Here is a 20,166-nt window from a genome sequence, read left to right as displayed (position 1 = left end):
GCTCTCTAGCGCCGATGGTAGTTGGGACCTTGTCCCTGTGAGAGTAGGACGTCGCCAAGCAACTTAAAACACGAGTCATTTGACTCGTGTTTTTTTGTGCTGTTAAACAGTATGTGAAAGAAGTGAAGGTAATACAAACACGTTGCCCAAGAGTAAATCATATTATATAAGAGATTGATGTATATTTTTCTGTAAATTGTTAAGGAATAGAAGTATAAAATATGTCCATTTACGTAGAGGAGGAAGGGATATGAAATTACAAAGTGAAATATGCATTGTTTGTGAGACAAAAAGAACAGAAGGTATATATGTGTATAATAATTTGATATGTCATGAATGTGAAAAGGATATGGTGAATACCGAGACGGATGATCCGAAATATATACATTATTTAAAACAACTTCGAAAATTAGAAGTATCATATTTTTAAATAGGCATATGCCTATTATTTTTTTTGTCTTAATATCTGTATAATAGATACAGAATGAATAATAAGGAAGAGATATATATGAACCAAAATCGTATGCCTTTATATGAGGCGTTAATAGAGTTTAAAGAAAGAGGACCACTATCCTTTCATGTTCCAGGTCATAAGAATGGCGTAAACTTCCCTCAGGAAGCCGCTAGGGAGTTTAAAGATATACTATCCATTGATGTAACCGAACTAACAGGGTTAGATGATTTACATAGTCCGTTTGAATGTATAGAGGAAGCGCAACAATTGTTAACTGCTGTATATGGTGCAAAAAAAAGTTATTTTTTAATTAATGGTTCAACAGTGGGAAATCTAGCAATGATTTTTTCTTGTTGCGGTGAGCATGATATTGTTCTTGTACAAAGAAATTGTCATAAATCAATCATTAATGGGTTAAAACTAGCCGGCGCGAATCCGATTTTTCTAGATCCGTGGATTGATGAGGCGTATAACGTACCAGTAGGAATTCATGATGAAATTATTAAGGAAGCAATCAAACAATATCCCAATGCTAAAGCCCTTATTTTAACGCATCCTAATTATTATGGTATGGGGATAGATTTAGAGGTAAGTATCGCTTATGCACATGCACATAAAATCCCTGTTTTAGTAGACGAAGCTCATGGAGCACACTTTTGCCTAGGAGAACCATTTCCAAAGTCAGCGTTAGAATATGGTGCAGATATTGTAGTTCATTCTGCACATAAAACATTACCTGCGATGACAATGGGCTCCTATTTACATGTAAATAGTCATTTAGTGAATGAAGAAAGAATTTCTACTTATTTGAGTATGCTACAATCTAGTAGTCCGTCATATCCAATTATGGCTTCTCTCGATATAGCGCGCTTTACACTAGCGAATATAAAAGAAAAAGGTCACGATGAAATTGTCGAGTTTTTATGGAGATTTAAAAAGGGATTGGGCTCGATTCCGCAAATATCTGTTTTACAATATCCGTTGCAAGATGATTTAAAGGTTACTGTACAAACTCGTTGTCAGTTATCGGGATATGAATTACAGTCTTTATTCGAAAAGGCAGGAATATATACAGAAATGGCTGATCCATATAATGTCCTATTTATTTTACCTCTGCAAGTAAATGAGGAGTACATAAAGGCTATAGAGATAATCCGAATAGCATTGGAATATTATGAGATGAAAGACAAGAGCGAATCAATTCGTTATACTTATAAAAGAGAATTTTCTCCTTTACCGTATACGTATAAGCAACTAGAAGGATACAAAACAAAAGTAGTGCCTATAGAAGAAGCGGTTGGGATGATAGCAGCAGAAATGGTAATTCCGTATCCACCTGGAATTCCATTGATTATGTATGGTGAAAGAATTACTTCAGAACATAAAGAGAAAATTATATATTTAGAGAACACAGGAGCTCGTTTTCAGGGGAGCACGAAAGATATGAAAGTGTATGATATAGAAAGTAGGTTTTAGGATGAAGGGATTATTTGTAACAATTGAGGGGCCAGAAGGTTCGGGTAAAACAACGTTAATTAAAAGATTATTACCGTACTTTGAGCAAAAAGAGCAAAAGGTAATGGCGACGAGAGAACCAGGTGGTATTGCAATTTCTGAAGATATTAGAACGATTTTACATAAAAAAGAATATACGATGATGGAAGCACGTACAGAGGCGCTGCTGTATGCTGCTGCACGCAGACAGCATTTAGTGGAAAAAGTTATGCCCGCACTTAATGAGAATTATCTTGTGTTATGTGATCGTTTTATAGATAGTTCTTTAGCTTATCAAGGCTATGCAAGAGGATTAGGCATGGATAAAGTATTTGAAATCAATCGTTTCGCAACAGAAGACTGTATGCCTAGTTTAACAATTTACTTAGATATTGAACCAGAGGTTGGTTTAGCACGTATTGAAAAAGATGCAGGTCGCGAAGTAAACCGATTAGATATGGAAGATATCTCTTTCCATAAACGTGTGCGTGAAGGATATTTACAAGTTGTAGAGCGTTTCTCTGATCGTATTGTATTAGTAAATGCCGATCAACCGATGGAAAAACTTATAGAAGAAGTTGTTCAGATTATAGAAAAGAAATTGTTATAATAGAGGGAAAGAATGAAATAAGTGAGGTATGCATTATGACGAAGACGTGGGAGCAGCTTTCTGCTATACAACCCATCGGTGTAAAAATGTTGATGAATAGCATTGCAAAAGAGCGTATATCCCACGCTTACTTGTTAGAGGGAGGGAAAGGGACAGGAAAATTTGCAACAGCAATTCAAATGGCCAAGAGTTTTCTCTGTTCTCAAAGGAATGGGGTAGAACCCTGTCATGTATGTACAAATTGCAAGCGAATTGATTCAGGTAACCACCCGAACTTACATATTGTAAAACCAGACGGATTATCTATTAAGAAGCAGCAAATTCATGATTTACAAGAAGAGTTTTCAAAAACAGGATTAGAGGCAAATAAAAAAGTATATATTATTGAGCATGCAGATCGTATGACGGCAAATGCGGCGAATACACTTTTAAAATTTTTAGAAGAACCAAGTAGCGATACAACAGCTATTTTACTTACTGAACAAAGTCATCAAATTTTAAATACGATTTTATCTCGTTGTCAAGTTGTTACATTTAGACCGTTACCTACAGAATCTTTAATTAGAAGATTACAGGATGAAGGGATTACAGCATCTTTAGCGACCCTTGCTGCGCAACTCACGAATAGTTTTGAAGAAGCTTTAGCTTTGTGTAACGATGAATGGTTTGCACAAGGACGAACTTTAGTGATAAAATTATGTGAAGCGCTCGAAAAAGATAAAGCCTCTATTTTTTTTGTACAAGAAAAATGGGGAAAACACTTTGGAGAGAAAGAGCAATTACAGCAAGGTTTAGATATGTTACTCCTTATTTATAAGGATTTATTATATGTTCAACTTGGAGAAGAAGATCGTCTTGTTTTTCATGAGCAGAAAGAGATGTTTGAATCTTTCTCTTATGCTCAGAAGCGCATTGTATCAGCTCTCTTTAATATATTAGAGGCAAAAAATAGAATCAACGCTAATGTAAATGCGCAGCTTGTGTTCGAACAGTTAGTGTTGCGGTTGCAGGAGGGATGACCGTTTTGTATGATGTAGTAGGTGTTCGCTTTAAGAAGGCCGGAAAGGTATATTACTTTGATCCGAATCAGTTCGATATCTCTGAAAATGAGTTCGTAATTGTAGAAACGGTAAGAGGTATTGAATACGGAAAAGTAGTTATTACCAAAAAGCAAGTTGATGAAAATGACGTTGTATTACCGCTGAAAAAGGTTATTCGTATTGCAAATGAAAATGATCGTACCATTGTTGAAGAGAACAAACATGCTGCGAAAGAAGCATATCAAGTTTGTCAACAAAAGGTAGTAGAGCATAATCTCGATATGAAACTTGTAGATGTAGAGTATACGTTCGATCGTAATAAGATTATTTTCTACTTTACTGCGGATGGTCGGATTGATTTCCGCGAACTAGTGAAGGACTTAGCAGCAATTTTTAGGACAAGAATTGAACTAAGACAAATTGGTGTTCGTGATGAAGCGAAGATGCTTGGTGGTATTGGTCCATGTGGTCGTATGCTTTGTTGTTCTACTTTTTTAGGAGATTTTGAACCTGTATCCATTAAAATGGCTAAGGATCAAAATTTATCATTAAATCCTGCAAAAATCTCTGGTTTATGTGGTCGCTTAATGTGTTGCTTAAAATATGAGAATGACGAATATGAGGCAGCAAAGGAACAACTTCCTGATTTAGATCAACGTATACAAACCCCGCATGGTACTGGCCGTGTTATCGGATTAAATATTTTAGAAAGATTAATTCAAGTGGAACTAGTAGACAAGGAACGGATAGTAGAATATACGTTAGATGAGTTAGTGAATAAAGGGGTCGTTTCGAGTCAAACCACAGATTAATGAGGTGGGTGCTTGTGGAGAAAAAGGATATTTTTGCATCGGTTTCTAGTATGGAAGAGCAAATTGGACATTTATACAAACAGTTGGGAGAGCTAAAACAACATCTTGCAGAGTTATTGGAAGAAAACCAACATATAAAAATGGAAAATGAAAATTTGCGACACCGTTTTGAAGAAGTGCAGATTAAAGAAAAACAAAAAACTCAAAAACGTAAAGAAGTGAAGCCGAAGACAGATATTGGTGAAGGCTACGATAATTTAGCAAGACTGTATCAAGAAGGTTTTCATATTTGCAATCTACATTATGGAAGTGTACGTAAAGAGGGAGATTGTTTATTCTGTCTGTCATTTTTAAATAAAAAGTGAAATTACCTTTCCAATTATAATTGGAAAGGTAATTTTTTATACATGAGAATAAAATGAAATTTATTTTATATTAGTAGAAGATCCAATAGGGTAGGTTAAGGGTAAGAGAAGGAGTAATATATGAATTTATATGAAGATGAACGTTTAGATTATTTATTAGCGCAAGATATGAAGATTGTACAAAGTCCATCAGTATTTAATTTTTCTTTGGATGCTGTTTTGCTGGCGGATTTTGCTTGGGTGCCAATTCAAAAGGGTAATTTACTTGATTTGTGTACAGGTAACGCAGTTGTCCCCCTTTTATTAAGTACAAGAACAAAAGGGAATATTACAGGCGTGGAAATTCAAGAACGTTTATACGATATGGGAATAAGAAGTGTTCAGTACAATAAGTTAGAAGAAAGAATTCATTTAATACATGGAGATTTAAAAGATATGCCGGAGAAACTTGAACGTCATCAATATGATGTTGTTACATGTAATCCTCCTTATTTCAAAACACCTCAAACTTCCGAGAAAAATATAAATGAACATTTAGCGATAGCTCGTCATGAAATTATGTGTACATTAGAGGATGTTGTATCTGCAAGTAGTCAGTTAGTAAAACAAGGCGGGAAAGTAGCGTTTGTACATCGCCCAGGTCGTTTACTAGATATTGTTACATTAATGCGCAAATACAAAATTGAACCAAAACGTGTACGATTCGTGTATCCTAAGGCAGGGAAAGAAGCAAACACATTGTTAATTGAAGGAATTAAGGATGGAAATGCAGATTTAAAAATCTTACCACCTCTTTTTGTATATGAAGAAAATAATGAATATACAAAGGAGATGCGTTCAATTTTATATGGAGAAGAATAAGCATTGTTTTTATGTGGTGGAGTGCTCTGATGGAAGTTATTATGCCGGATATACAAATCATATAGAGAAGCGAATTCAGACTCATAATAGCGGAAAAGGGGCTAGGTATACACGAGCTAGACTTCCTGTTGTTTTAAAATATGTAGAGGACCACGAAGATAAGCGCACGGCTATGCAAGCGGAGTATTATTTTAAGCAATTAAATAGAAAACAAAAAGAAGAATATATGCAAAAAGGAGAACGTTATGTGGCAACAAAAAAGCTTTCAGCAAAATGAAAAAGGAATGTTATATCTAGTACCGACTCCAATTGGAAATTTAGAAGATATGACATTTCGTGCAATCCGCATTTTAAAAGAGGCAGATGTTATTGCAGCGGAAGATACAAGGCAAACGAAGAAGCTTTGCAATTACTTTGAAATTGAAACACCGGTTATGAGCTATCATGAGCATAATAAGGAAGTAAGTGGACGTAAAATTTTAGATAAATTGGAAGAGGGCAAGACTGTAGCTATCGTAAGTGATGCTGGTATGCCGTGTATTTCCGATCCAGGCTATGATATTGTTGTCGAGGCAGTAGCTGAGCAATATCACGTAATTCCGCTTCCTGGGGCAAATGCAGCTCTTACAGCATTAATTGCATCAGGCCTAGAAACAAAACAGTTTTATTTCTATGGTTTTTTACAAAGAAACAAAAAGGAAAGAAAACTGGAGTTAGAAAAGCTTCGATATGTACAAACTACAATGATGTTTTATGAGGCTCCTCACCGCCTGGATGATACTTTAATCTCCATGCAAGAAGTATTGGGGAATAGAGAAATTGTATTATGTCGAGAGTTAACGAAGAAATTCGAGGAATTTATCCGAGGAACAGTCGAAGAAGCAATTGAGTGGACGAAACAAAATGAAGTTCGTGGTGAGTTTTGTATTTTAGTAGCTGGTTCAACGGAAGAACCTGTGGCAGAAGAACAGTGGTGGGAATCTATTTCAGTATACGATCATATTGAACATTATATAAATGAAAAAGATATGAATTCAAAAGAGGCGATTAAAACAGTCGCTAAAGATCGAGATTTGTCGAAACGCGATGTATATCAAATCTATCATGTCGATAAAAAATAAGCTTCTCATAATTGAGAAGCTTATTTTGCTGTTTCGATATAATCTTGAAGCTCGTTTAAGATTTGCTCAGCGCCTTCTTTGCTTAAGATAATTTTACCTTCAGCTAAAGATAGGTTACCATCAGATACTTCACCAGTTACTTGGCAAGTCATGTTTGGCTTATATTTTTTTAAGATGATTTTCTCATCATCAACGTAGATTTCAAGTGCATCCTTTTCTGCAATACCTAAAGTACGGCGTAATTCGATTGGAATTACTACACGACCTAATTCATCAACTTTACGAACGATACCAGTAGATTTCATAATTCTTTTCCTCCTAAAGAAATAGTTTATAAGTTTCGAGTCTATTTTTAGATTCGTCATTTTTCGACAAAATACCCTATGGACATATGATACCAATCATTTACATTTCCGTCAATTCTTAAATTCTATATTTTTTAAAAAGATTTATAGATTTCTTACTTCTTATATATAATAGAATGGGAGTAATTTCTACAATTATTTCACTTTATTTTCCGAAAAGTTTATACATTATATGTGAAGAGTGTATATTTTTTTGAAATATGAGTAATAGATGATACATATATTGAGCATCAGCTCGTTACTATGCCATTATTTTCGAATAGTAAGACTTGCACCTTAAAAGTAGGCTGGAGCAAAGAAGTTAAGTGAGTGCTTTGCTGTTAGTAAAAGCCTAATTGGTGAAAGGAAATGATCAGCCGGAGATGAACAAACCCCTTACTGATTAAAGTTTCACTTTATATATGAGTTTTTGATATACTGTTTATAAATACATATGAGGTTATTCGGGAGGTCCAAAACAATGACAGAGGAAAATAAGTCCTTTTATATTACTACCCCAATTTATTATCCAAGTGGAAAATTACACATTGGACATGCTTATACGACAGTAGCAGGAGATGCGATGGCGCGATATAAGCGTATGCAAGGATACAATGTCCATTATTTAACAGGAACTGATGAGCATGGACAGAAAATCCAAAAGAAAGCAGAAGAATTAAATGTTACACCACAAGCGTATGTGGATAACATTGTTTCAGGAATTAAAGAACTTTGGGAGAAAATGGACATTTCTTATGATGATTTTATTCGTACAACTGAAGATCGTCATAAAGATGTTGTTGAAAAAATCTTCAAGCAACTAGTAGATCAAGGTGATATTTACCTGGATGAATATGAAGGTTGGTATTCAGTACAAGATGAGACATTCTATACGGAGCATCAATTAGTAGATCCAATTATGGAAGGTGATAAAGTAGTTGGAGGAAAAAGTCCAGATAGTGGGCATGACGTAGAACTTGTTCGTGAAGAATCATATTTCTTTAGAATGGGTAAATATGTCGACAGACTATTAAAGTTCTATGAAGATAACCCACATTTCATTCAACCAGAGTCTCGTAAAAATGAAATGATTAATAACTTCATTAAACCAGGATTAGAAGATTTAGCAGTTTCTCGTACGTCATTTGACTGGGGAGTTCGTGTTCCAGGTAACCCAAAACACGTTATTTACGTATGGGTAGATGCATTATCTAACTATATTACCGCATTAGGATATGGAACAGCGAATGAAGAGAAGTATAAGAAATTCTGGCCAGCAGATGTGCATTTAGTTGGAAAAGAAATTGTTCGTTTCCATACAATTTATTGGCCAATCATTTTAATGGCATTAGATTTACCTCTTCCGAAAAAAGTATTTGCTCATGGTTGGATTTTAATGAAGGATGGAAAAATGAGTAAATCAAAAGGAAACGTAGTAGATCCAGTTACATTAATTGATCGTTACGGATTAGATGCATTACGTTACTACCTACTTCGCGAAGTCCCATTTGGATCTGACGGGGTGTTCACACCAGAAGGATTTGTTGAACGTATTAACTTCGATTTAGCAAATGACTTAGGTAACTTATTAAACCGTACAGTAGCTATGATTGATAAATACTTTAATGGAGAAATTCCTGCATATAAAGCAAACGTAACGGAGTTTGATGAAACATTAGTAACATTTGCACAAGATACATTGAAAAAAGTAGAAGAAGCAATGGAGAATATGGAATTCTCTGTGGCGCTAAGCTCAATTTGGCAATTGGTTAGCCGTACGAATAAATATATTGATGAAACGCAACCATGGGTACTAGCGAAAGATGAGAATGATCGTGAGAAATTAGCTTCTGTAATGGCTCATTTAGCTGAAGTACTTCGTCAAACGGGTATTATGCTTATGCCATTCTTAACAGTGGCACCGAGCAAAATGTTTGCTCAACTGGGCCTTACGGATGAAGCACATAAATCTTGGGAAAGTCTATCTGCAATTGGCTGTATTCCAGCTGGAACAAAAGTAGAAAAAGGACAACCAATCTTCCCGCGTCTAGAAATGGAAGTAGAAGTAGAGTATATTAAAGAACAAATGAAAGGTTCTGCTCCTAAAGTTGAGGAGAAAAAAGAAGAAGAACCGAAAGCAGAAGAAATTACAATTGATGATTTCTTCAAAGTAGAATTACGAGTAGCGGAAGTAATATCGGCCGAACCTGTGAAAAAAGCAGATAAGTTATTAAAAATTCAGCTTGATTTAGGTACAGAAAAGCGTCAAGTTGTTTCAGGGATTGCAAAATTCTATTCTCCAGACGAACTAAAAGGTAAAAAGGTTATTTGTGTAACGAACTTAAAGCCTGTAAAATTACGCGGTGAATTATCACAAGGTATGATTTTAGCAGGTGAAGAGAATGGCGTATTGTCGTTAGCATCAATCGACCAAAACCTACCGAATGGTACGAAAATCAAGTAATTAAGACAAGAAAAGAGATGTTTCACGTGTAACATGTGTGAAGCGTCTTTTTTCTTTTTACACACTCTATTTTTGCATTTAAATTGTAGTATTGTTATCGTTAAGCTATTAAAGAGCTTATTTTTGTAGAATAAACTTGATTTCAATATAAAAGGAGTTATGTATTATGTTGTTTGATACACATTCACATTTGAACGCAGAGCAATTTGAAGAAGATTTACAAGAAGTTATTGCACGAATGAAAGAAGCGGGAGTTACATATACAGTTGTTGTTGGATTTGATGAAGTAACGATAAAAAAAGCAATTGAATTAGCGGAAGCCTATGATTTTATTTACGCTGCGGTTGGATGGCATCCTGTGGATGCAATCGACATGACAGAAGAACATTTAGCTTGGTTAGAAGAACTTGCTTCCCATCCTAAAGTCGTTGCTATTGGAGAAATGGGCCTAGATTATCACTGGGATAAGTCACCAAAGGAAATACAGAAAGAAGTATTCCGTAAACAAATTGCATTAGCCAAAAAGGTGAAATTACCAATTATTATACATAACCGCGATGCAACTCAAGATATTGTTGATATTCTAGAGGAAGAGAATGCAGCTGAAGTAGGAGGCATTATGCATTGCTTTAGCGGTAGTGTTGAAGTAGCGCAGCGATGCGTTGATATGAACTTTTTAATTTCTTTGGGTGGGCCAGTTACATTTAAAAATGCTAAGAAACCGAAAGAAGTTGCTGTGGAGATCCCACTAGAGAAATTGTTAATTGAGACTGACTGTCCATATTTAACGCCACATCCATTTCGCGGGAAACGAAATGAACCGAGCTATGTAAAACTCGTAGCAGAAGAAATTGCGGATTTAAAAGGAATTTCTTATGAAGAGGTAGCAGAAACAACAACAAAGAATGCAAAAGCCTTATTTGGTGTTGAATAAAAAAGAATGGGGAAGCCCATTCTTTTTTATTTTTTGAGGAACGAAATAGTAGAGAAAACAAGGGCGAATGAGGAAGTGTTACAATAAAGAGAGAGAACAAAGTTTTTGCCATTCTATTTTTTAAAATCTAAGAATGGGGAAAATAATAATGGAAAAGTCGTCATTTTTTTGTTTTACTAAGTAGAGACGAAACGAGTGTGGAGGCAAGCATGAAAATTAAAGAGATTATCGTTGTAGAAGGTAAAGATGATACAGTTGCAATTAAACGCGCTGTTGATGCGGATACAATTGAAACGAACGGTTCAGCAATCGGTGATCATGTTATTGAACAAGTTAAATTAGCGCTGCAAAAACGAGGCGTTATTATTTTCACAGATCCGGATTATCCTGGAGAGCGTATTAGAAAAATTATTTCTGACAAGGTTCCTGGATGTAAGCATGCTTTTTTACCGAAGGAAGAGGCACTTGCTAAGAGGAAAAAAGGTGTTGGAATCGAACATGCTTCTAATGAATCCATTCGCCGTGCTTTAGAGAATATACATGAAGAAATGGAAGCTTATACAAGTGAAATTAGTTGGAGTGATCTAGTCGATGCAGGCTTAGTGGGCGGAGAAATGGCAAAGAGTCGCAGAGAAAGAATGGGTAAGCTATTAAAGATTGGTTACACAAACGCAAAACAGTTACATAAACGTTTACAAATGTTTCAAGTTTCAAAGGAATCATTTGCAGAAGCTTATAAGCAAGTAATACAGGAGGAAAAGAAATGAAGGATATCGCAACGCCAAATCGTACAAAAGACATTGTTGAAAAGTATGGATTTTCATTCAAAAAAAGTTTAGGGCAAAATTTTTTAATTGATACAAATGTATTAAATCGTATCGTTGATCACGCAGAAATCGGGTCAGAAAGTGGTGCAATTGAAATTGGACCAGGTATCGGTGCGTTAACAGAACAATTAGCGAAGCGTGCTAAAAAGGTAGTGGCCTTTGAAATTGATCAGAGATTATTACCAATTTTAGATGAGACGTTAGCTCCGTATAGCAATGTTACTGTTATAAATAAAGATGTACTAAAGGCAGATGTACATGAAGTGTTTAGTGAGCAATTTGAAGAAGGACAAGATGTAATGGTAGTAGCTAACTTACCATACTATATTACAACGCCAATTTTATTTAAATTGCTTGAAGAAAAATTACCGGTTCGTGGATTTGTTGTTATGATGCAAAAAGAAGTTGGAGATCGTTTAGCAGCTAAACCTGGAACGAAAGAATATGGTTCTTTATCAATTGCGATTCAGTATTATACAGAGGTAGAAACCGTTATGACTGTACCGCGTACAGTGTTTGTACCACAACCAAATGTGGATTCCGCGATTATTCGTCTTCTAAAGCGCCCGAAGCCAGTTGTAGAAGTGACAGATGAGACGTTCTTCTTTGAAGTAGTACGAGCAAGTTTCGCACAGCGTCGTAAAACTTTAATGAATAATTTATCAAATAATTTAAATGGTTTCCCAAAAGATAAAGAGCTGTTGGATCGAATTTTAACAGATGTAGGAATTGATCCAAAGCGCAGAGGCGAAACGCTATCTATCGAAGAATTTGCAACATTAAGTAATGCATTAGTTCTTCATAAATTATCATAAGAATATAAAAGGGACAGCTCAAGTCGAGCTGTCCCTTTTGTCACCTTTATGCTCCTAAATTCATACTTTAAAAACAGGTAAGATGGCCTAATGAGTTTGGGGGTAGGAGAATGGCTTTACATGTTGGAGAATTAGTGGAACGATATTCTCATAATAGGGATATCCTTTTTCGTATTATAGAAATAAAAGGTGAAACAGCAATATTGTTTGGAGAAGAAATTAGACTTGTAGCAGATGCACCACTTGAAGATTTAGTTAGTATAGATCAACGAGAACATAAAAATAGAGTAAAGCGTGAAAAAGAAACGATGGAGCGTACGTACCGTTTATTTCAACAAGATTATGTATTGATGAAACAAAGGCATGAACACACTTCAACTGGTGGGTACACAAGTGAAGTGAATTATTTTCAAATGCCAGGGCGTGTATTGCATATAGATGGAGATCCGTTATACTTGCGCAAGTGCTTAGATTTATATAATAAAATTGGTGTTCCTGTACAAGGTATTCATTGTAAGGAAACAGAGATGCATGAAAAGGTAGTAGATTTAATCGATCATTTTCGTCCAGACATTTTAGTTATTACAGGCCATGATGCGTATACAAAGTCAAAAGGGGTAAAGGGAGATTTAGCAGCATATAGGCACTCGAGGCATTTTGTACAGGCTGTTAGAGAAGTGCGAAAAAAATATCCATCATTGGATCAACTCGTTATTTTTGCAGGGGCGTGTCAATCGCATTTTGAGGCGTTAATTCGAGCAGGTGCTAACTTCGCTAGTTCTCCATCCAGGATTAATATTCATGCATTAGATCCTGTATATGTGGTTGGTAAAATTAGTTTTACTTCATTTATGGAGAGAGTAAACGTATGGGATGTTGTACGTAATACGATTACTGGTGAAAAGGGACTAGGCGGAATTGAAACGAGAGGGATTTTACGAACTGGGTTACCCTTTCAACATTATGAAGAATAAGCAGGATACATACGTATCTTGCTTTTTTGTATGGAAAGGATTTGAATGAACTTGGATAAAAAGAGGCAAGAACGTACAGACTACGTAATGATACTTTTACAATATAGTATTTCTTCTATCTATTCAAACGCAGAATGCTTTTATAATGATATTAGCTGTGAATTGCGGTTAATCATTGGGATAGATATCGTGTTTTAAGTGTTCAATCTAAATTACAGCGAGGTGTAGCAAGGGATATGTCAAAACGTTTAGATGATATTAAAAACGAATTAGATCACCATCTTGGACAGCGACTTATGTTAAAGGCGAATAGTGGAAGAAGAAAAACTGTGGAGCAATCGGGTGTACTTGCAGAAACGTATCGTTCTGTCTTTGTTGTACAATTAGATCAGCAAGAAGACGCATTGCAACGTGTATCGTATAGTTATGCAGATGTTTTAACAGAGACAGTAGAGTTAACATTTTATGATGAACCCCAGAATGAAGCATTTTATAATTGATGTGTTATTTGTTACATATATTCCCATAAATGAAAGGCTATATTATTTTGCATACTAATTATACCGTAGCAAAATAAGGAGGGACTCTGCATTGAGTAGACGAAGAGGAGTCATGTCAAATCAATTTAAAGAAGAGCTTGCAAAAGAGCTTGGCTTTTATGATGTTGTTCAGAAAGAAGGATGGGGCGGAATTCGTGCGAAAGATGCTGGTAATATGGTGAAACGTGCTATAGAAATTGCTGAACAGCAATTAATGAAACAAAACCAGTAGTTGTAAGATACTTTCTATGCTACGGTAGCCGAGGAGAGATTCCTCGGCTTTTTGCACGCTAAAAGGTGCCATCATTTGACATAAGTAGTTTCATTCTGAATGCTTTTCGTTATAATTAGGGAAGTGTCATCGTCTTACTATAAATTTATGGTAAAATAAACGATAAAAGATTGAGTACATAGAGTGGGTGAATAGATTGAAGCTACTAGTGAAAGCACCAGCAAAGATTAATCTGTCGTTAGATGTACTGGGAAAAAGACAAGACGGATATCATGAAGTGAAAATGATTATGACAACAATTGATTTAGCGGATCGTTTAGAACTAACGGAATTAGCAGAAGACCGTATTGAAATTTTATCCCATAATCGGTATGTCCCAGACGACCAACGAAATTTAGCTTATCAAGCAGCGAAATTATTAAAAGAGAAGTTTAATGTAAAAAAAGGTGTATCTATTACGATTGAAAAAACGATTCCAGTAGCAGCTGGATTAGCAGGTGGAAGTAGTGATGCAGCAGCGACATTACGTGGTCTTAATAAATTATGGAATTTAGGACTTACAATTGACGAATTAGCAAAGCTTGGATCAGAAATTGGATCAGATGTATCGTTCTGTGTATACGGAGGGACCGCAATTGCCACTGGAAGAGGAGAGAAAATTGAGCATATAAAGACTCCACCTTCTTGTTGGGTTATTTTGGCGAAACCACATATTGGTGTATCTACTGCTGATGTGTATGGAAATTTAAAATTAAATCGAGTTACACATCCAAATGTAGATAAAATGGTTGATGTTATAAACGCTGGAGATTACAAAGGGATTTGTAATACTGTTGGTAACGTTTTAGAAGATGTAACATTTAAGATGCATCCTGAAGTTGCTCGTATTAAAGCACAGATGAAGCGATTTGGAGCAGATGCTGTATTAATGAGTGGAAGTGGTCCAACTGTATTCGGCCTTGTACACCATGATTCGCGAATGCATCGGATTTATAACGGATTAAAAGGATTTTGTGAACAAGTATATGCAGTACGTTTATTAGGAGAGCGAGAAACGCTTGAATAAAGACGTATAATACGTTATGATTTGTTTAGAATATTCGTGATTTGAGGTGAGAGTATGAAAATTAGACGAAGTACAAGGCTGGTCGATATGACGTATTACTTGTTACAAAACCCTCGTCAGCTAGTTTCTCTCACTTTTTTTGCTGAAAGGTATCAATCAGCTAAGTCTTCCATTAGTGAAGATTTAGTTATTATTAAGCAAACGTTTGAACAACAAGGGGTCGGCACATTGCAAACGATACCAGGAGCAGCAGGAGGAGTGAAATATATACCATATATAAGTGAAGAAGAGGCAGACCTAATTATTGGTGAGCTTTGTAGCTTATTTGAAAATCCAGGTCGTATTTTGCCTGGCGGTTACTTATATATGACAGATCTTTTAAGCAATCCTCGCTACATTAATGGAGCAGGTCGCTTGTTTGCTTCTGTTTTTGCTAGGCAACCAGTTGACGCGGTTATGACGGTAGCGACAAAAGGAATTCCACTTGCTTATGCAGTGGCAAACTACTTAGATGTACCGGTAGTAATTGCGAGAAAAGACAATAAGGTAACAGAAGGACCTACTGTTAGTATTAACTATGTATCAGGTTCTTCTAAGAGAATTCAAACAATGACATTAGCAAAGCGTAGCCTTCCAGAGGGATCAAATGTTTTAATTATTGATGACTTCATGAAAGCTGGCGGAACAATTCAAGGTATGATGAGTATGTTAGAAGAGTTTAAGGCTAATGTTGTCGGTATTGGAGTATTAGTAGAATCTACGGACATCGAAGAGCGATTGATTAGTAATTTTGTATCATTAATTCGTCTGTCAGAAGTTGATGTGAAAGAAAAAGCAATTCAGGTGGAAAAGGGAAATTATTCACTGGCACCATTTGATGAAGGAATTGTAGAGGCTGAGTAAAAAAGGTAAAGCGTATAGCTTTATCTTTTTTTATTCTATTTATAAATTATAAAATAGATGGACAAACTGCTTTTCGTGCACTATTTTTAAAGAGTAAAAATAAATAATAAAAGGGTGAAAAATATGAAAGTTGTTCAAACAAGCAAGGCACCACAAGCGATTGGACCTTATTCACAAGGGATTATTGTAAATAATATGTTTTACAGTTCAGGACAAATTCCATTAACTGCAGGCGGAGAGCTTGTAGCAGGAGATGTGACAGTACAAACAGAGCAAGTATTTGAAAATTTACAAGCCGTATTAGAAGAAGCGGGCGCTTCATTTGATACAGTAGTAAAAACAACAGTATTCTTAAAAGATATGGATGACTTTAATGCTGTTAATGAAGTATACGGTTCTTATTTCTCTACTCATAAACCAGCGCGTTCTTGTGTACAAGTAGCAAAATTACCGAAAGATGTTTCAGTTGAAATCGAAGTAATTGCCCTAGTTAAGTAAGTCTTTGTAAGCGATAACCTCTATTAATCTTTATATTCAACTGTGTTAAAAATTTTTATCTTAAAAATTTTTAAAAAATTAAAGGGAAAATAGAAATTTTGTGGAATTTATACAAATATATCGCTTATTTAGAAAAGGGTGGTGAACACAAGATGGAAGTAACTGACGTAAGATTACGCCGCGTAAACACAGAAGGCCGCATGAGAGCAATTGCCTCTATTACCCTAGACCATGAATTTGTTGTTCATGATATTCGTGTAATTGATGGTAATAATGGATTATTTGTAGCAATGCCAAGTAAACGTACTCCAGATGGAGAATTCCGTGACATTGCACATCCAATTAATTCTAATACACGCTCTAAAATTCAAGATGCGGTTTTAACAGAGTATCACCGTTTAGGCGAGTTAGAAGAGGTTGAGTTTGAAGAAGCAGGTGCTTCGTAAAATTCGAATGAAAAGGGCTTTTGAAAGAAAGTCTTATAATTTTGTAACAAACCCCTGTAAGTATTTACAGGGGTTTGTTTTTTTGTTTTTATACATTCGAAATCCAGAAAATTCGAAATTTATTAAGGTGAAGAAGAGAAACTTCTAATTTTTTCAAAATCATTTTAAATAGTATAGCTTATTTCTTAAAAAAGATACTAAAGAGTAAAACATCTTATAAGAATTATGGTAAAATTTAATAGTTAAAATGTGTTTCTTGAAATATATGATGATTTAGGATAATATCGTTAATGGATAAATAGGTTGCGATGGAGGGTCTATATGTCAAACAGATTTGCAGTGATTCTAGCTGCAGGTAAAGGCACACGTATGAAGTCTAAGCTATACAAAGTGCTTCATCCTGTATGTGGAAAACCTATGGTACAACATGTTGTCGATCAAGTATCTCAATTAGGATTGCAGAAACTTGTAACAGTCGTGGGACATGGTGCTGAAATGGTACAAGAACAGCTAGGAAACGTAAGTGAGTTTGCATTACAAGCAGAACAACTTGGTACAGCGCATGCTGTAGATCAAGCTGCGAGTGTACTTGCAAATGAAGAAGGAACAACTTTAGTTATTTGTGGCGATACGCCGCTAATAACTGCTGAAACGATGGAAGCATTACTTCAGCAACATAAAGAAGCAGGGGCAATGGCAACGGTGCTAACAGCTTACATAGAAGAACCTGCTGGATATGGTCGTATCGTTCGTAATGAGAATGGTCATGTTGAAAAGATTGTTGAGCATAAGGATGCAAATGAGAAAGAATTAGCTATTAAAGAAATCAATACGGGTACGTATTGTTTTGATAATAAAGCTTTATTCGCTTCACTTTCTAAAGTTTCAAATGATAACGTACAAGGTGAATACTACCTGCCAGATGTTATTGAGATTTTAAAAAATGAAGGTCATATTGTATCAGCTTATCAAACGGAGCACTTCGATGAAACGTTAGGTGTTAACGACAGAGTCGCTCTATCGCAAGCGGAAGTTATTATGAAAAACCGTATCAATCGAAAGAACATGGTAAATGGTGTTACAATTATCGATCCAAGTAACACATATATTTCTGCCGATGCAATTATCGGTAGTGATACAGTTCTTCATCCAGGAACAGTTATTGAGGGTAATACTGTAATTGGTTCTGATTGTGAAATTGGGCCACATACAGTAATTCGCGATAGTGAAATTGGAGATCGTACGACAATTCGTCAATCGACTGTACATGATAGTAAACTTGGTACAGAAGTAGCGGTTGGTCCATTTGCACATATTCGCCCAGATTCAGTTATTGGAGATGAAGTACGCGTTGGAAACTTCGTGGAAATCAAAAAAACTGTTTTTGGTAATAGAAGTAAAGCTTCACACTTAAGTTATATCGGGGATGCACAAGTTGGAGAAGACGTGAATCTTGGTTGTGGTTCAATTACGGTGAACTATGATGGCAAGAATAAATTCAAAACTGTGATTGGTAACGGGGTATTTATTGGATGCAATTCAAATCTTGTTGCGCCAGTAACAGTTGAAGATGGTGCTTATGTAGCAGCAGGCTCTACAATCACAGAGGATGTTCCATCAAAGGCATTATCAGTAGCACGTGCACGTCAAGTTAACAAAGAAGACTATGTTGATCAATTGCTGAATAAGAAAAAATCATAATGTGGAGGGTTAATCTAGATGTCGACTCAATATCTAAATTCTAATTTGAAAGTATTCTCTTTAAACTCTAATAAGGAACTTGCCGAGCAAATTGCAAAGCATATTGGGGTAGGACTAGGAAAATGTTCTGTTGATCGTTTTAGTGATGGAGAAGTTCAAATTAACATTGAAGAAAGTATCCGTGGTTGCGATGTATTCATTATTCAATCTACAAGCTTCCCAGTAAACGAACATATCATGGAATTACTTATTATGATCGATGCATTAAAACGTGCATCTGCAAAAACAATTAATATTGTTATTCCTTACTATGGTTATGCGCGTCAAGACCGTAAAGCGCGTTCTCGTGAACCAATTACATCGAAACTTGTAGCAAACTTGCTTGAAACAGCAGGTGCAACTCGTGTAATCACTCTAGATTTACATGCTCCACAAATTCAAGGGTTCTTTGATATCCCAATCGACCACTTAATGGGTGTACCGATTCTTTCAGATTACTTTGAAACAAAAGGTCTTAAAGATATCGTAATCGTGTCTCCTGACCACGGTGGTGTAACTCGTGCTCGAAAAATGGCAGATCGCCTAAAAGCACCAATTGCTATTATTGATAAGCGTCGTCCTCGTCCGAACGTATCAGAGGTAATGAACATTATTGGTAATATTGAAGGTAAAACAGCAATTTTAATTGATGACATCATTGATACAGCTGGTACAATTACATTAGCAGCAAACGCTCTTGTAGAGAACGGTGCTTCTGAAGTATATGCTTGCTGTACGCACCCAGTATTATCTGGTCCAGCAATTGAACGTATTCAAAATTCAAATATTAAAGAGTTAGTTGTAACAAACTCTATCGTATTACCAGAAGAGAAGAAGATCGACAAAGTACATGAACTTTCAGTTGCTCCATTAATCGGAGAAGCAATCATTCGTGTATACGAAGAAGAATCTGTAAGTGTATTATTCAATTAATTGGATAGAATGAGACGTAACCAAGCTTGGTTACGTCTTTTCGTATCGAAAAAAGAAAGTAGTTGGTACAAGAATGAAATTGATAGTAGGACTTGGGAACCCGGGTAGAGAATATGAATTAACAAGGCATAATATTGGATTTATGGCGATTGATGAACTTGCAAAGCGTTGGAACATTTCTTTAAATGAACAAAAATTTAAAGGAGTATTCGGTGCAGGATTTGTTAATGGAGAAAAAGTAATATTATTAAAGCCGCTTACATATATGAATTTATCTGGGGAAAGCATTCGACCACTCATGGATTACTATAAGATCGACGTTGAGGACTTCGTTGTTCTGTACGATGATTTAGATATCCCTGTAGGTAAATTGCGCCTTCGTATGAAAGGGAGTGCTGGTGGACATAATGGTGTAAAATCAACAATTTCGCATTTAGGAACACAAGAGTTCCAACGTATCCGTATGGGAATTGATCGTCCGAAAAATGGAATGAAGGTAGTAGATTACGTATTAGGACGTTTTACATCGGAAGAAATTCCTGATGTCAATCATTCTATTGAAAAAGCGGCGGATGCATGTGAAGAATGGTTAAAAAAACCTTTCCTTCAAATTATGAATACTTTCAATAGTTAAGGGCATGATTGGGAATATTTTATTTTATTTTCACCCATACTAGTAGAAATTGGATATTTA

Annotated in this window: 24 protein-coding genes; 23 read left to right on the top strand and 1 reads right to left on the bottom strand. The window is 35.7% G+C overall.

Annotated features, from left to right (window positions below; genetic code table 11):
• Positions 1-250: 250 nt before the first annotated feature.
• The 9 genes from ACQKNI_RS25615 to rsmI all read left to right on the top strand — a co-directional run bounded on the left by ACQKNI_RS25615 (position 251) and on the right by rsmI (position 6,757).
• Positions 251-430, top strand: coding sequence for a sigma factor G inhibitor Gin (locus ACQKNI_RS25615; protein WP_088233014.1), 180 nt, complete (start codon positions 251-253; stop codon positions 428-430).
• A 78-nt stretch (positions 431-508) separates the two neighbouring features.
• The gene (locus tag ACQKNI_RS25610; RefSeq protein ID WP_098841522.1) at positions 509-1,930 is read left to right on the top strand and encodes an aminotransferase class I/II-fold pyridoxal phosphate-dependent enzyme; all 1,422 of its coding nucleotides are present in this window, start codon (positions 509-511) and stop codon (positions 1,928-1,930) included.
• Position 1,931: 1 nt separating this feature from the next.
• Positions 1,932-2,558 (top strand): dTMP kinase, encoded by a 627-nt coding sequence (tmk, locus tag ACQKNI_RS25605; protein ID WP_088233016.1) that lies wholly within the window; start codon positions 1,932-1,934, stop codon positions 2,556-2,558.
• A 35-nt stretch (positions 2,559-2,593) separates the two neighbouring features.
• Positions 2,594-3,577, top strand: coding sequence for a DNA polymerase III subunit delta' (gene holB / locus ACQKNI_RS25600; protein ID WP_088233017.1), 984 nt, complete (start codon positions 2,594-2,596; stop codon positions 3,575-3,577).
• 5 nt (positions 3,578-3,582) lie between these two features.
• Positions 3,583-4,410 (top strand): PSP1 domain-containing protein, encoded by an 828-nt coding sequence (locus ACQKNI_RS25595; protein WP_000272429.1) that lies wholly within the window; start codon positions 3,583-3,585, stop codon positions 4,408-4,410.
• A 14-nt stretch (positions 4,411-4,424) separates the two neighbouring features.
• Positions 4,425-4,775, top strand: a complete 351-nt coding sequence (yabA, locus tag ACQKNI_RS25590) for a DNA replication initiation control protein YabA (RefSeq protein WP_000412056.1) — start codon at positions 4,425-4,427, stop codon at positions 4,773-4,775.
• Between the two features lie 120 nt (positions 4,776-4,895).
• A complete protein-coding gene (locus ACQKNI_RS25585) occupies positions 4,896-5,636 on the top strand; it encodes a tRNA1(Val) (adenine(37)-N6)-methyltransferase (RefSeq protein WP_088233018.1) in 741 nt (246 codons plus the stop codon).
• On the top strand, positions 5,623-5,913 hold the full coding sequence (locus ACQKNI_RS25580; RefSeq protein WP_088233019.1) for a GIY-YIG nuclease family protein: 291 nt from the start codon (positions 5,623-5,625) through the stop codon (positions 5,911-5,913). The genes ACQKNI_RS25585 and ACQKNI_RS25580 overlap by 14 nt, the downstream gene beginning before the upstream one ends.
• The gene (gene rsmI, locus ACQKNI_RS25575) at positions 5,882-6,757 is read left to right on the top strand and encodes a 16S rRNA (cytidine(1402)-2'-O)-methyltransferase (protein ID WP_088233020.1); all 876 of its coding nucleotides are present in this window, start codon (positions 5,882-5,884) and stop codon (positions 6,755-6,757) included. Before ACQKNI_RS25580 ends, rsmI begins: the two co-directional genes overlap by 32 nt.
• A 20-nt stretch (positions 6,758-6,777) precedes the next feature.
• On the opposite strand, the gene ACQKNI_RS25570 is transcribed toward rsmI, so the two are convergent.
• Entirely contained in the window at positions 6,778-7,062 is a 285-nt protein-coding gene (locus ACQKNI_RS25570; protein ID WP_000843036.1) for an AbrB/MazE/SpoVT family DNA-binding domain-containing protein, read from the bottom strand.
• 493 nt (positions 7,063-7,555) lie between these two features.
• Between ACQKNI_RS25570 and metG the strand changes: the two genes are divergently transcribed.
• From metG to pth, 14 genes are all read left to right on the top strand, one after another.
• Positions 7,556-9,565: a methionine--tRNA ligase gene (metG, locus tag ACQKNI_RS25565; protein ID WP_098356789.1), complete on the top strand. Its 2,010-nt coding sequence runs from the start codon at positions 7,556-7,558 to the stop codon at positions 9,563-9,565.
• A gap of 166 nt (positions 9,566-9,731) precedes the next feature.
• Entirely contained in the window at positions 9,732-10,499 is a 768-nt protein-coding gene (locus tag ACQKNI_RS25560) for a TatD family hydrolase (RefSeq protein ID WP_088233022.1), read from the top strand.
• A gap of 209 nt (positions 10,500-10,708) precedes the next feature.
• Positions 10,709-11,266 carry a ribonuclease M5 gene (gene rnmV, locus ACQKNI_RS25555; protein WP_000692829.1) on the top strand — a complete coding sequence of 186 codons (558 nt, stop codon included), beginning with the start codon at positions 10,709-10,711 and terminating at the stop codon, positions 11,264-11,266.
• Positions 11,263-12,141, top strand: a complete 879-nt coding sequence (rsmA, locus tag ACQKNI_RS25550; protein ID WP_088233023.1) for a 16S rRNA (adenine(1518)-N(6)/adenine(1519)-N(6))-dimethyltransferase RsmA — start codon at positions 11,263-11,265, stop codon at positions 12,139-12,141. The genes rnmV and rsmA overlap by 4 nt, the downstream gene beginning before the upstream one ends.
• 110 nt (positions 12,142-12,251) lie before the next feature.
• Entirely contained in the window at positions 12,252-13,115 is an 864-nt protein-coding gene (gene yabG / locus ACQKNI_RS25545; RefSeq protein WP_088233024.1) for a sporulation peptidase YabG, read from the top strand.
• Positions 13,116-13,351: 236 nt separating this feature from the next.
• A complete protein-coding gene (gene veg, locus ACQKNI_RS25540; protein ID WP_088233025.1) occupies positions 13,352-13,615 on the top strand; it encodes a biofilm formation stimulator Veg in 264 nt (87 codons plus the stop codon).
• Positions 13,616-13,706: 91 nt separating this feature from the next.
• Positions 13,707-13,886: an acid-soluble spore protein SspF gene (gene sspF, locus ACQKNI_RS25535; protein ID WP_001985066.1), complete on the top strand. Its 180-nt coding sequence runs from the start codon at positions 13,707-13,709 to the stop codon at positions 13,884-13,886.
• Between the two features lie 196 nt (positions 13,887-14,082).
• A complete protein-coding gene (ispE, locus tag ACQKNI_RS25530; protein WP_140417517.1) occupies positions 14,083-14,952 on the top strand; it encodes a 4-(cytidine 5'-diphospho)-2-C-methyl-D-erythritol kinase in 870 nt (289 codons plus the stop codon).
• Positions 14,953-15,006: 54 nt separating this feature from the next.
• Positions 15,007-15,855: a pur operon repressor gene (gene purR / locus ACQKNI_RS25525; RefSeq protein WP_088233027.1), complete on the top strand. Its 849-nt coding sequence runs from the start codon at positions 15,007-15,009 to the stop codon at positions 15,853-15,855.
• Positions 15,856-15,978: 123 nt separating this feature from the next.
• Positions 15,979-16,353 carry a RidA family protein gene (locus ACQKNI_RS25520; RefSeq protein WP_088233028.1) on the top strand — a complete coding sequence of 125 codons (375 nt, stop codon included), beginning with the start codon at positions 15,979-15,981 and terminating at the stop codon, positions 16,351-16,353.
• Between the two features lie 152 nt (positions 16,354-16,505).
• Positions 16,506-16,799, top strand: coding sequence for a septation regulator SpoVG (gene spoVG, locus ACQKNI_RS25515; protein WP_000454042.1), 294 nt, complete (start codon positions 16,506-16,508; stop codon positions 16,797-16,799).
• Positions 16,800-17,120: 321 nt separating this feature from the next.
• Positions 17,121-18,500: a bifunctional UDP-N-acetylglucosamine diphosphorylase/glucosamine-1-phosphate N-acetyltransferase GlmU gene (gene glmU / locus ACQKNI_RS25510; protein WP_088233029.1), complete on the top strand. Its 1,380-nt coding sequence runs from the start codon at positions 17,121-17,123 to the stop codon at positions 18,498-18,500.
• 18 nt (positions 18,501-18,518) lie between these two features.
• The gene (locus ACQKNI_RS25505) at positions 18,519-19,472 is read left to right on the top strand and encodes a ribose-phosphate diphosphokinase (RefSeq protein ID WP_000107420.1); all 954 of its coding nucleotides are present in this window, start codon (positions 18,519-18,521) and stop codon (positions 19,470-19,472) included.
• A 73-nt stretch (positions 19,473-19,545) separates the two neighbouring features.
• Positions 19,546-20,106, top strand: a complete 561-nt coding sequence (pth, locus tag ACQKNI_RS25500; RefSeq protein ID WP_088233030.1) for an aminoacyl-tRNA hydrolase — start codon at positions 19,546-19,548, stop codon at positions 20,104-20,106.
• Positions 20,107-20,166 lie beyond the last annotated feature (60 nt).

It is taken from the genome of Bacillus sp. NPDC094064 (assembly GCF_050279585.1).
Lineage (GTDB): Bacteria > Bacillota > Bacilli > Bacillales > Bacillaceae_G > Bacillus_A.
This window is presented reverse-complemented; position numbering and strand designations above follow the sequence as displayed.

Bases quoted from the DNA above. Each gene is read 5' to 3' on its own strand.
- ACQKNI_RS25520 (WP_088233028.1), top strand. From the start codon at position 15,979: ATGAAAGTTGTTCAAACAAGCAAGGCACCACAAGCGATTGGACCTTAT.
- rsmA (WP_088233023.1), top strand. From the start codon at position 11,263: ATGAAGGATATCGCAACGCCAAATCGTACAAAAGACATTGTTGAAAAG.
- spoVG (WP_000454042.1), top strand. From the start codon at position 16,506: ATGGAAGTAACTGACGTAAGATTACGCCGCGTAAACACAGAAGGCCGC.
- rsmI (WP_088233020.1), top strand. From the start codon at position 5,882: ATGTGGCAACAAAAAAGCTTTCAGCAAAATGAAAAAGGAATGTTATAT.
- metG (WP_098356789.1), top strand. From the start codon at position 7,556: ATGAGGTTATTCGGGAGGTCCAAAACAATGACAGAGGAAAATAAGTCC.
- purR (WP_088233027.1), top strand. From the start codon at position 15,007: ATGAAAATTAGACGAAGTACAAGGCTGGTCGATATGACGTATTACTTG.
- ACQKNI_RS25560 (WP_088233022.1), top strand. From the start codon at position 9,732: ATGTTGTTTGATACACATTCACATTTGAACGCAGAGCAATTTGAAGAA.
- ACQKNI_RS25570 (WP_000843036.1), bottom strand. From the start codon at position 7,062: ATGAAATCTACTGGTATCGTTCGTAAAGTTGATGAATTAGGTCGTGTA.
- veg (WP_088233025.1), top strand. From the start codon at position 13,352: ATGTCAAAACGTTTAGATGATATTAAAAACGAATTAGATCACCATCTT.
- ACQKNI_RS25585 (WP_088233018.1), top strand. From the start codon at position 4,896: ATGAATTTATATGAAGATGAACGTTTAGATTATTTATTAGCGCAAGAT.
- ACQKNI_RS25610 (WP_098841522.1), top strand. From the start codon at position 509: ATGAACCAAAATCGTATGCCTTTATATGAGGCGTTAATAGAGTTTAAA.
- ACQKNI_RS25615 (WP_088233014.1), top strand. From the start codon at position 251: ATGAAATTACAAAGTGAAATATGCATTGTTTGTGAGACAAAAAGAACA.
- holB (WP_088233017.1), top strand. From the start codon at position 2,594: ATGACGAAGACGTGGGAGCAGCTTTCTGCTATACAACCCATCGGTGTA.
- ACQKNI_RS25505 (WP_000107420.1), top strand. From the start codon at position 18,519: ATGTCGACTCAATATCTAAATTCTAATTTGAAAGTATTCTCTTTAAAC.
- yabG (WP_088233024.1), top strand. From the start codon at position 12,252: ATGGCTTTACATGTTGGAGAATTAGTGGAACGATATTCTCATAATAGG.
- glmU (WP_088233029.1), top strand. From the start codon at position 17,121: ATGTCAAACAGATTTGCAGTGATTCTAGCTGCAGGTAAAGGCACACGT.
- rnmV (WP_000692829.1), top strand. From the start codon at position 10,709: ATGAAAATTAAAGAGATTATCGTTGTAGAAGGTAAAGATGATACAGTT.
- ACQKNI_RS25580 (WP_088233019.1), top strand. From the start codon at position 5,623: ATGGAGAAGAATAAGCATTGTTTTTATGTGGTGGAGTGCTCTGATGGA.
- pth (WP_088233030.1), top strand. From the start codon at position 19,546: ATGAAATTGATAGTAGGACTTGGGAACCCGGGTAGAGAATATGAATTA.
- tmk (WP_088233016.1), top strand. From the start codon at position 1,932: ATGAAGGGATTATTTGTAACAATTGAGGGGCCAGAAGGTTCGGGTAAA.